Origin of the sequence: Blautia sp. CAG:257 (genome assembly GCF_000433815.1) — a bacterium.
Taxonomy (GTDB): Bacteria; Bacillota; Clostridia; order Lachnospirales; family Lachnospiraceae; genus Blautia_A; species Blautia_A caecimuris.
The window spans coordinates 1-9,747 of the sequence record NZ_HF998995.1 but is presented as its reverse complement, the minus strand read 5'-3'; the positions used below and the strand labels follow the sequence as shown (position 1 = coordinate 9,747).

The following is a 9,747-nucleotide window of genomic DNA, read 5'->3' as shown; positions in this document are numbered from 1 at the left end:
GTATCCCTGATATATCTGGCGGAACACCTCATCCGGACAGCAGGAAGAATAATAATGCTCCAGAGAAATCCGGTTTCCTTTTACCACACTGATCTCTTTTGCCAGTTCTCCGGTAAAATCGCCCTCTTCTGCAAGCTCTCCTGCCAGCTCCAGGGTAAGTTCTTTTAAAATACTATTCTTTTCTTCCTCTGACAAAATATTTGCCGCAGTAAATCCATATGCCTGTTTTAAAATAGCATAAAATACCCCGTGAAAGGTTCCAAACGTCACCGGGCTGTGCTCCTGTCCGGTAAATTTTAAAAACCGTTCCTTCATTTCCTTTGCCGCGGCCCTGGAAAATGTCACAACAAGAATGGAAGCCGGGGATATCCCACATTCTTTTGTCATATATGCAATTCGTTCTACTGTTACGGAGGTTTTCCCCGATCCGGGGCCTGCCAGAACCATCATGGGTCCTGACAGGTGGGCGATTGCCCGTTTCTGAGATGGATTACGTTTCATATAAGTCCGTTCTTAGCTGAGTTTTTCAATGGCTGCTTTTACGCGCTTCAGAGTTTCTTCCTTGCCAATGATCTCCATGATCTCAGTTGCTCCGGCAGGTGTCATCTGCTTGCCGGAAACTGCAGTACGGAGCGGCCACATAACATATCCGTTCTTGTAGCCCTTTTCTTTTACAAATTCGCTTAAAGAAGCAAACAGAGGATCATTTGTATAGTCCTCCTGAGCTTCAAGTACAGGAAGAACCTCTTTTAATACAGTAAGAGCAGTTTCTTCTGTTGTTTTCATTTTTTTGTGGCAGTACATGGAGGAATCATACTCCGGAACTTCCTCAAAGAAGTCGATCAGAGCCGGAATATCCGGGAATACCTCGATTCGTGTCTGCACCATTCCTGCAATTTTATGGAAATTATAATCTTTTTTCAGTACTTCCTTCATATAAGGCAGGGCTTTTTCATAAAAAGCTTCCGGATCCATTTTTTTGATATATTCGCCGTTCATCCAGCGCAGCTTCTGGATATCAAAAACAGCCGGTGATTTGCTGATGTGGTGATAGTCAAAGGCTTCCACAAGCTCAGGAAGAGAATAGATCTCTCTGTTTTCCTGAGGGCTCCAGCCAAGAAGGGCCACAAAGTTTACAATCGCCTCTGTCAGGAATCCCTGATCTACCAGATCCTCATAGGAAGAATGTCCGGAACGCTTGCTGAGCTTCTGATGTTCCTCGTTTGTAATAAGAGGACAGTGTACATAAACCGGGATTTCCCAGCCAAACGCCTCGTAAATACGATTGTATTTCGGCGCTGAGGAAAGGTACTCGTTTCCGCGGACCACATGGGTGATTCCCATCAGGTGATCGTCCACTACGTTTGCAAAATTATAAGTGGGATAACCGTCTGATTTAATCAGGATCAGATCTTCCATTTCCTCATTATTTACTGTGATATCTCCGTAAATCACATCATGGAAGGTAGTGGTTCCCTCTGTGGGCATATTAAACCGGATTACATGAGGCTCTCCTGCTGCAAGACGTCTCTCTACTTCTTCCTTAGGAAGATTCAGACAGCGCTTGTCATAAATGGAAATTTCTTTTCCTGCCACCATGCGCTTCATGGATTCCAGTTCTTCCTGTCCGCAGAAACAGTAATAAGCGTCTCCCTGATCTACAAGCTTTTTTGCATATTCCAGATAAAGACCGGAAGCCTGACGCTCACTCTGTACATAAGGTCCTACGCCGCCGTCTTTATCCGGCCCCTCATCATGAAGCAGACCTGTCTTTTCCATGGTGCGGTAAATAATATCAACCGCACCCTCCATATAGCGCTCCTGATCCGTATCCTCAATACGGAGGATAAAATCTCCCCCCTCATGTTTGGTGATCAGGTATGCGTATAATGCCGTACGCAGATTTCCCACATGCATTCTTCCTGTGGGGCTTGGCGCAAATCTTGTCCTTAACTTTGTCATAATCTCTCTCCTGTTTTTCTTTATACTATGAAATTCCCTGAGACATCTCTGCCTCAGGGAATTTAGCGCTGTCGTCCGATACACGGCAACCGTTTAACTCAATTATGCTTCGATGCCTCTGTTCTTCAGATATTCGATCACATCTCCTACGGTAGCAAGATCTGCAAGCTCCTCCGCAGGAATCTCAATATTGTACTCATCCTCCAGTGCCATTACAAGCTCAAAAAGATCCAGTGAATCTGCCCCCAGGTCATCCTTAAAAGAAGTTTCCAAATTAATCTCATTTTCATCACAGCTTAACTGCTCTGCGATCATTTTTTTCATTTCTTCTAACATTACTATCTTCTCCTTTATCAAATATGCTGCTTTGATGTGGAAAGTATATATTCTGTACATCTATTTGTCAATAGATTTCCACGATTTTCTCTTTTTCCGGACACTGTGTTCCGGGTATTTCCTATATATCCTGGAATTTTATCCGCCGGGCCACACTTAACGCCAGACCCATTTCTGTCATCAGGAACATAATTGAGGTACCTCCGTAGCTGATAAACGGCAGCGTGACACCTGTATTTGGCATAAGGTTTAATACAACCGCGACATTAAAGATCACCTGCAGCGCAATATGGATAAAAATTCCGGTTACCATAAGACTTCCCAACAGATCGGAAGCATTCTGCGCAATAAAGAACAGCCGGTACAGAAGGTAAGCAAACATAAGAAGCAGCATAACGCCTCCTGCTATTCCCAGTTCCTCACACACAATAGAAAAAATCATATCATTCTGCGCCTCGGGAACACTTCCAAGCTTCTGGATGCTGTTTCCCAGACCTCTTCCCAGAAGTCCGCCGGAGCCTATGGCATACAGGGCCTGAAGAGTCTGATATCCCATTCCGTCTGCAAACTCTTCCGGACGGAGCCATACAAGAATTCGCCCGATTCGGAAATTTTCATTTGTTTCCGGGTCTACCGTAAGATACAGAAGCATTACAATTCCCGCCACAAGAACCACGCCCACCGCCGCAATGCTGAGAAACAGCTTTGTATTCGGATGAGCAACAAAAATAAGACCTGCGGTAATGCCGAAAATAATGATAGCCGTACTGAGATTGTCTGTTAAAAAATAAGCGCCGAAAGCAAGCACTCCTCCTGCTGCTGCCAGTATCATACAGCTTTTCAGGGTTTTTATCTGCCGCCCCATTTCTATGATCATGTAAGGCAGACACACGATCACTGCAATTTTTGCAATCTCCGCAGGCTGAAACTGAATCCCCAGCTTCAGCCAGCGTCTCGCTCCGTTTACCTCCTGACCCAGTGGAGTAATCTTTACCAGAGCCATCAGAAACAGAGCAGATACATATAAGATCGTGGTAAATCTGCCAAGGATATGATAATCAATTTTTGATATTACAACTGCCGCAACAATACAGACAGCGCTGATCAGCGCCTGTTTCTTAAAAAAATACATGTCATCGCCGTACTTGACCTCTGCCATGTAGGAACTGGTACTGTACAGCATAATCAGCCCAAAGCAGGTAAGAAGAATGATCACTGCCAGAAGACTGTAGTCATAATAGTCTACCCGTTTCCGTCTTCCGTTTTTTTTCCTGCTGCGGCCGGACAGCTTTTTCTGCTGTGCTGGTCTTGCCATGAAAACACCTGTCTCTTTCTGTTTCAAACAAAAAATATGTATCAAGTGTTCCTATTATAGCAGAATCCTTTCTCCTGTGCAAGTTTTCCGGATTCCTCTGCCAGCCTGCAAAGCTGTCTGTTTTTCTCATTCACTGGTCCGAACTCATTTACACAACAGATCACCTGAGCACATTGTTCCATCGTCTTCACCGCTTTCTGATAGACTTCCTCCCGGATCAGAGAAAAGGGCTGTTCCTCTATCACCTCCGCCGCCAGAGCCCGGGCCACTTCACAGTCCACATCATTTCCGTGAAGAATACCTGCTGCAAAAGGAATCCCCGCCCTCTGAAGCTTCCTGTATACCGGAATACCTGTACCGTTTCCTCCGATCACAAATACCTCCGGTTTTCCTTTTGGCTTTTCCATTTCCAGGCAGCCGAATGCTGCATTGTAGCTTCCTGTTGTAATTCCATAAAGATGATGCACATATTCAGAACTGAAGATTTCCTCCGGAGACCCGTATTTTTCTATTTTATCTCCATGAACACAGATCACGCAGTCAGAAATCTTCTGAGCCAGATCCAGTTCATGAAGAGACATCAGAACCGCTGTTTTTTTCCGAACTACCATATCTTTAAGAATTGCCAGCAGCTCAAGCTTGTGTCTGATATCAAGAAATGAAGTAGGCTCGTCCAGTACAATTACCTCCGGCTCCTGGCAGATAGCTCTTGCAAGAAGAATCCTCTGTCTCTGGCCGTCACTGACGGCGGTAAAATCCCTGTCCTTAAAATCCAGCGCATGAACCAGTTCCATTGCCTCATGAACCTTTTCCCAGTCTTCTTCTCCCAGAATTCCCAGTGTTCCCGTATATGGATAACGTCCTGTTGCCACAATATCCTCACAGGTCATAAGCTCCGGCCGGATACGTTCTGTCATTACAACCGCCAGTCTTTTTGCCACATCCTTTCCGGACATGCGGCTCATCATTTCACCGTCCAGGTATACTGCCCCGCCAACCAGTTTCAGCTGCCGGGTCATACTTTTTAAAATCGTGGACTTTCCTGCTCCGTTAGGGCCGATCAGAGTAAGTATCTCCCCTTTTTTCAGACGGATCTCAATATCTTTGATCAGAGGCTTCCCGTCATAACCTACTGTCAGCTGCTCTGTTTGAATAAAATACTCTTCCATTATGCGGACCTCTTTCTCCGAATCATAATATAAATAACAACAGGTGCGCCAAACACCGCAGTTACCGAACTGATACTGAGCTCCGTAGGCGCAAAGGCTGTTCTTGCGATCAGATCACAGAAAAGACAGAATACTGCTCCTCCCAGAAAACAGGCCGGGATCACCAGAAGGGGCCGGGCTGTTTTTAATAAACTTTTTACCAGATGAGGCACCGCAATTCCCACAAAGGAAATCGGCCCTGCAAATGCAGTAACACAGGCTGATAAAATACTGGACAGAAGAATCAGCGCCACACGGAAAAGTTTAATATTTACGCCCATGTTCTGTGCATAGCCTTCCCCAAGCTGATAAGCGCTGATAGGTTTTGACATCAGAAATACCATCAGTACCGTAACTGCTGTCACAACTGCCATCATCCGCACATTTTCCCAGTTCATGCCGGAAAAGCTTCCCATGGACCAGTTATGAAGATTTACAATATTGGAATCATCTGCAAACGTGATCACAAAATCTGTAATGGCAGAACAGATATATCCGATCATAATGCCACTGATAATAAGAGCAGACATCTGTTTTACTTTTTTTGCAACAAGCAGTACAAAACCCATAGAGATCATAGAGCCCACAAAGGCGGCCAGAATCAGAACTGCCGAGGATGCAACCATGGATTTTCCCAAAAGAAAAATCATCACAAGAGAAACCACCAGTTTTGCTCCGGATGAAATTCCAAGAACAAAAGGACTGGCTATGGGATTACCGAAAAAAGTCTGTAAAAGGAAACCGGATACAGATAAAGCGCCTCCCAGGATAATGGCTGCCAGTATTCTGGGAAGCCTGATCTCCCAGACAATATTAAGAGCCGTGTCCTCTCCCTTTCTCAAAAACAGTATTTCCATAATCTCCTTTACAGAAATCTCAATACTTCCGGAATTAATATTCCACACTGTAAAACTCATCAGAAGCAGAGCCAGAAAGCCAAAGGCGATCCAGTATCTGAGATGTAGTTTCTTCCTCATATTTCTATCCTTCCTGCTTATTTATAAGAATCTGCGTCTTCATAACTTATTTCAGTCGGTGCATATAGGTCAGGGCGTCCAGCCTTTCATCTTCTGCTGTCAGCATGGCATGAATATCTTCGATCATGGTTCCCAGCCCCATAGTATCCTGAAAAAGGTTCTGTTCCGTACACCATACATTTCCGTTTTGCACTGCCTTGAAATCTTTAAGAAGCGAACTTTTTGCCAGAAGCTGGTCAATGGTTGTCAGCTCGCCGTCAATGGTGCTGTTATAAATAATATAATCTGCATCTTTGGCTTTGGCATAAAATTCTTCCATCTGCATGTTCATGGTGGAAAGTGCGCTGTCATCTTCTCCAAGCTCGTCAAAAATATATTTTCCGCCTGCCAGCTCAATCATTTTCGCCACATAGTCATTGGATTTTCGCACATTTGCAGCTCCTACAGAATTAATATAAAAAAACGCCACTGTCTTTCCTGTATTTTTGCTGTTTTCCAGATTTTTCACCTTATCTGCCTGTTTTTCAAAAAGTTCCTGAGCCGGTTCTTCCTTATCCAGAAGCACTCCATACAGTTTCAGCCACTCTGTTCTTCCCAGGGGATGAGGCTCATAGCTGGAATGCTCCACAAGAACCGGAATTCCAAACTGTTCCAGCTTTTCCTTCACTTCAGGCATATGGTAGATCATGGTAGATTCCACAGCAAGTCCACAGTTTTTGCTTAGAATCAGTTCATAATCAGGAGCGCTGTATTTTCCTGCAAAAGAAATACTTCCATCCTCCAGAGCTTTTTTTGCCTCTTCAATATACCAGCCGTCTGCATCTGTGCCGGAAAGACTGATGTGATCCAGCCCGTCCAGCGCGCAGAACAGATTCATGGCAGAGGTTGCCACAAGGTAAATATTCTGCACCGGCTGTTGAATAACTGCAATGGTTTCATCCAGGGATTCCGGCGCCTTTTTCCCTTCCGGCACAACCAGAAATCTGTCCTTATCTGCAATTGTGATCAGAGCATAGCCATCTTTATAATAATCTACAGAAAACTGTTCTGCATAATCAAGTTCCATGCTGTGATCGTAAACAAGTCCTGAAATTTCCAGCGGTTCCTTCTGGCCTTGAGATGCCTGGACCGGAAGAATACCTTCCATAAAAAGCATAATACTTACAATAAAACAGATTAAAATCCTTTTCATATTTATTCAGCCTTTTTTACAGATTCAGAATCAAACTGCAGGGTATAATCAATCTCATGGGGTTCGCTCATGGCTACTGTATCCGCCTTTACTTCAAGAGCAGTATCAAAGGCCTCCACAGGAATTTCAAATACAGAATTTCCCTCTGTATTCATCATTTCATATTTCTCCCCGTCCACAATCATATAATCATAGTTGGGACTGCTCCAGGTAATGACTGCCACAGCCTTCCCGTCTGAAATTTTCATTTCTGCCGGACTCTCTACAGAGGCCTTTCCTGAACCGCCTTCCAGCGCTACTTCCACTGTGTAATCTCCATCCTCAAGCTTCAGCTCCTCTGCTGTCTTTCCTTCTGATGAACCGCCTGTCTCTTCACTGTTCTCCGCTGGCTGAGGATTGGAAACACTTACTTTATGATCGTACCACTTGCCTTTTTTGCCAAGAAGTGCTACGTCAAATTCTTCCTCAAGAGACGGAACCGGAATGTCAAAGCCATACACGGTTTCTTTATAGCCATCGCTGTATGTAACCTCATCCTCTGTAGGCTCCAGAACCTTCGCGCCTTCTTTCTGTGCATCCTCCGCTTTTCCTGAAAACAGGTTTACGATGCTTTTGGAAACAAGGCTGACATGAATGGTCATTTCCCCGTTCTTTACTGTCAGTGTTCCCTTGCCGTCTTTTGCCTCATTCACATGAAACATGTTGCTGTCTGTATCAAAATCAGCTGTGTAAATACCGTCTTTCAGCTCATTCTCTATGGCTTCTTTACTTTCAGCAGCGGCTTCTGCAGATGTTTTTTCCTCTGCCATAACAGAACTGTAGCTTCCCATAGCTGCTGCTATACTCAGCATACAGAGGGCAATTACTGTTTTTCGTTTCATTTTATCAATCTCCTTTCAAAATAACTGCCCGGAAGTTCTGTAACATTCCGGGCAGATTTTTTATCCATATGGTTCTTATTCTTCTGCAGCTTCCGTTTCTGCCTCTGCTGTTTCAGCTTCTGCCGCCTCATCCTCTGTAGCTGCTTCTGTTCCAAGGGAATCAATTGCTGCTTTTGTATGATCCACATAAAGCTGTTTTACTGCATCGATTCTTCCCAGGCCGGCAATCTGAGCATCCACACTGTCAAAGCTGCCGGATGCTTCAAACATGGATTTCCAGGAATCTTCTTCACTTCCTGCCATATCATTATTTGCATGATCTCCGGCAACTACCATAAGCGGACGAAGGATTACTTTTTTATATCCTGCTTCTTTTACCTTTTCGATCACTGCTTCGCAGGCAGTATCTTCCGGCTCACCTTCTACAGTGCCGATAAATGCATTCTTAAATCCAAGCTCCTCCATCTGGGTCTGCATCTGGCTGTAGCTTACCTTTGCTGTATGGGAAGTTCCGTGGCCAAGAAATACAAATGCTGTGCCATCCTCTGCAGCTGCTTCCATACTGTCAAATCCTGCTTCCTGAACTGCCGCATCTGCAACTGCCTGAGCAACTGCTGCTTTATCTTCATTAATCACAGTTGCATCATCCCCAACCTCGCCAAGCATAGGCTCTGCAATTGCAACGGATTCAAATTTGTCCTGATACTGTTCAAGAACCTCTGCCATCTCGTCATATTCAGCTCCATGCATGAGATGTGTAGGCTGCACCACAAGATTCTTTACTCCATTTTCCACTGCGCGGTCAAGAGCCTGCTGCATATTGTCAATCACTTCCCCGTCTCTTGCCTGAACGTGGTTGATAATGATCTGAGCAGTAAATGCTCTTCTTACGGCCCAGTCCGGATAAGCTTCCTGCAAAGCGTCTTCAATTCCTTTAATGTCCTCAACACGGCTGTCGTTATAGGAGGTTCCAAAGCTTACTACCAGAAGCTCGTTCTCGCCAATCTCATCTGCATTGCGTGCATCATCTTTGGCAGCGTCTCCGGTGTCCAGTCCAAAGTAATCCGGGCTGGCATTCTCGCCTTCCACCAGCTCTTTCTGTGCATCGGTAAGGGCATCCCAGGCTTCTTTTGCAGCTTTACAGTCATCATCTGTTGTTTCTGTTCTTTCCTGAACATAAATTTTATCGATCAGCGCTGCCACATTGTCTGCTGCCTGCTGATCTGCATCTGCACTTTCTTCTCCTGCAGCTTCAGTTTCCTCAGCCGCAGCTTCTGTTGTTGTTTCTGTATCGGAAGCATAAATGCTGGAGGCTCCCATCATAGAAACAGTTGTTACAGTCATCAGTAATGCCAGTGCTTTTACAGTTTTGTTTTTCATGTTTTTATCCTCCTTTTTTACACTGTGCCGGAATCTGTCCGCTGTATGACAGTTTTCCGAAAAATGAATAAAAATGTACGGAGAAAAACTCTTCTGCAAAACACCGTGCCATTACCTGAATTTTTATATAAAAATAAAAAAACCCCTTACTCATGGTAAAAGGGCTGCTGACACAATTCGGTACAACCAATTACTCGTGATTTGGGGCCCTCGTCCCCGTACCAATATCAGGCAGGTTTCCTGGCTTATAATTCCACATACAAAGCAGCCTTCCCAGTTTCCCAGTGGCTGTAAAAATACAAAATGCTTTGTACTCCTTAAATACAGTGACGAGATCGTGCAGGATTCTCACCTGCTTCCCTTTTAACCGGATAAAAATCCAGCACCTGATATTCTTTTTATTCAATTTTCTAAATTATACCACTCTTTTTTGACAAATACAAGCATCCTTACAGAAAAACAGAGATTTCGCTTTTAACTTTGTATTTTTATAAAA

The 9,747-nt window shown here is 44.4% G+C and carries 9 protein-coding genes and 1 riboswitch; all 9 genes read right to left on the bottom strand.

Going from position 1 to position 9,747, the window contains the following annotated elements; genetic code table 11:
* A partial coding sequence (locus QVP40_RS02090) for a UvrD-helicase domain-containing protein (protein WP_288200196.1) occupies positions 1-501 on the bottom strand: 501 nt, incomplete at its 3' end.
* A 12-nt stretch (positions 502-513) separates the two neighbouring features.
* Positions 514-1,962, bottom strand: a complete 1,449-nt coding sequence (gltX, locus tag QVP40_RS02085; protein WP_022066859.1) for a glutamate--tRNA ligase — start codon at positions 1,960-1,962, stop codon at positions 514-516.
* Positions 1,963-2,064: 102 nt separating this feature from the next.
* Complete coding sequence (gene acpP, locus QVP40_RS02080; protein WP_022066858.1) at positions 2,065-2,298, bottom strand: acyl carrier protein; 234 nt, start codon at positions 2,296-2,298, stop codon at positions 2,065-2,067.
* A 121-nt stretch (positions 2,299-2,419) separates the two neighbouring features.
* Entirely contained in the window at positions 2,420-3,613 is a 1,194-nt protein-coding gene (locus tag QVP40_RS02075; protein ID WP_022066857.1) for an FtsW/RodA/SpoVE family cell cycle protein, read from the bottom strand.
* Between the two features lie 41 nt (positions 3,614-3,654).
* Positions 3,655-4,782 carry an ABC transporter ATP-binding protein gene (locus QVP40_RS02070; protein WP_022066856.1) on the bottom strand — a complete coding sequence of 376 codons (1,128 nt, stop codon included), beginning with the start codon at positions 4,780-4,782 and terminating at the stop codon, positions 3,655-3,657.
* Entirely contained in the window at positions 4,782-5,798 is a 1,017-nt protein-coding gene (locus QVP40_RS02065) for a FecCD family ABC transporter permease (RefSeq protein ID WP_022066855.1), read from the bottom strand. The genes QVP40_RS02070 and QVP40_RS02065 overlap by 1 nt, the downstream gene beginning before the upstream one ends.
* Positions 5,799-5,844: 46 nt before the next feature.
* On the bottom strand, positions 5,845-6,945 hold the full coding sequence (locus QVP40_RS02060) for an ABC transporter substrate-binding protein (RefSeq protein WP_442852278.1): 1,101 nt from the start codon (positions 6,943-6,945) through the stop codon (positions 5,845-5,847).
* Positions 6,946-6,992: 47 nt separating this feature from the next.
* Positions 6,993-7,871 (bottom strand): hypothetical protein, encoded by an 879-nt coding sequence (locus QVP40_RS02055; RefSeq protein WP_022066853.1) that lies wholly within the window; start codon positions 7,869-7,871, stop codon positions 6,993-6,995.
* Positions 7,872-7,946: 75 nt separating this feature from the next.
* Positions 7,947-9,251 carry a sirohydrochlorin cobaltochelatase gene (locus QVP40_RS02050; protein WP_022066852.1) on the bottom strand — a complete coding sequence of 435 codons (1,305 nt, stop codon included), beginning with the start codon at positions 9,249-9,251 and terminating at the stop codon, positions 7,947-7,949.
* A gap of 213 nt (positions 9,252-9,464) precedes the next feature.
* Positions 9,465-9,656: riboswitch (cobalamin riboswitch) on the bottom strand.
* Between the last annotated feature and the right edge of the window lie 91 nt (positions 9,657-9,747).

Bases quoted from the DNA above. Each gene is read 5' to 3' on its own strand.
- gltX (WP_022066859.1), bottom strand. From the start codon at position 1,962: ATGACAAAGTTAAGGACAAGATTTGCGCCAAGCCCCACAGGAAGAATG.
- acpP (WP_022066858.1), bottom strand. From the start codon at position 2,298: ATGTTAGAAGAAATGAAAAAAATGATCGCAGAGCAGTTAAGCTGTGAT.
- QVP40_RS02075 (WP_022066857.1), bottom strand. From the start codon at position 3,613: ATGGCAAGACCAGCACAGCAGAAAAAGCTGTCCGGCCGCAGCAGGAAA.
- QVP40_RS02070 (WP_022066856.1), bottom strand. From the start codon at position 4,782: ATGGAAGAGTATTTTATTCAAACAGAGCAGCTGACAGTAGGTTATGAC.
- QVP40_RS02065 (WP_022066855.1), bottom strand. From the start codon at position 5,798: ATGAGGAAGAAACTACATCTCAGATACTGGATCGCCTTTGGCTTTCTG.
- QVP40_RS02060 (WP_442852278.1), bottom strand. From the start codon at position 6,945: ATGGAAGGTATTCTTCCGGTCCAGGCATCTCAAGGCCAGAAGGAACCG.
- QVP40_RS02055 (WP_022066853.1), bottom strand. From the start codon at position 7,871: ATGAAACGAAAAACAGTAATTGCCCTCTGTATGCTGAGTATAGCAGCA.
- QVP40_RS02050 (WP_022066852.1), bottom strand. From the start codon at position 9,251: ATGAAAAACAAAACTGTAAAAGCACTGGCATTACTGATGACTGTAACA.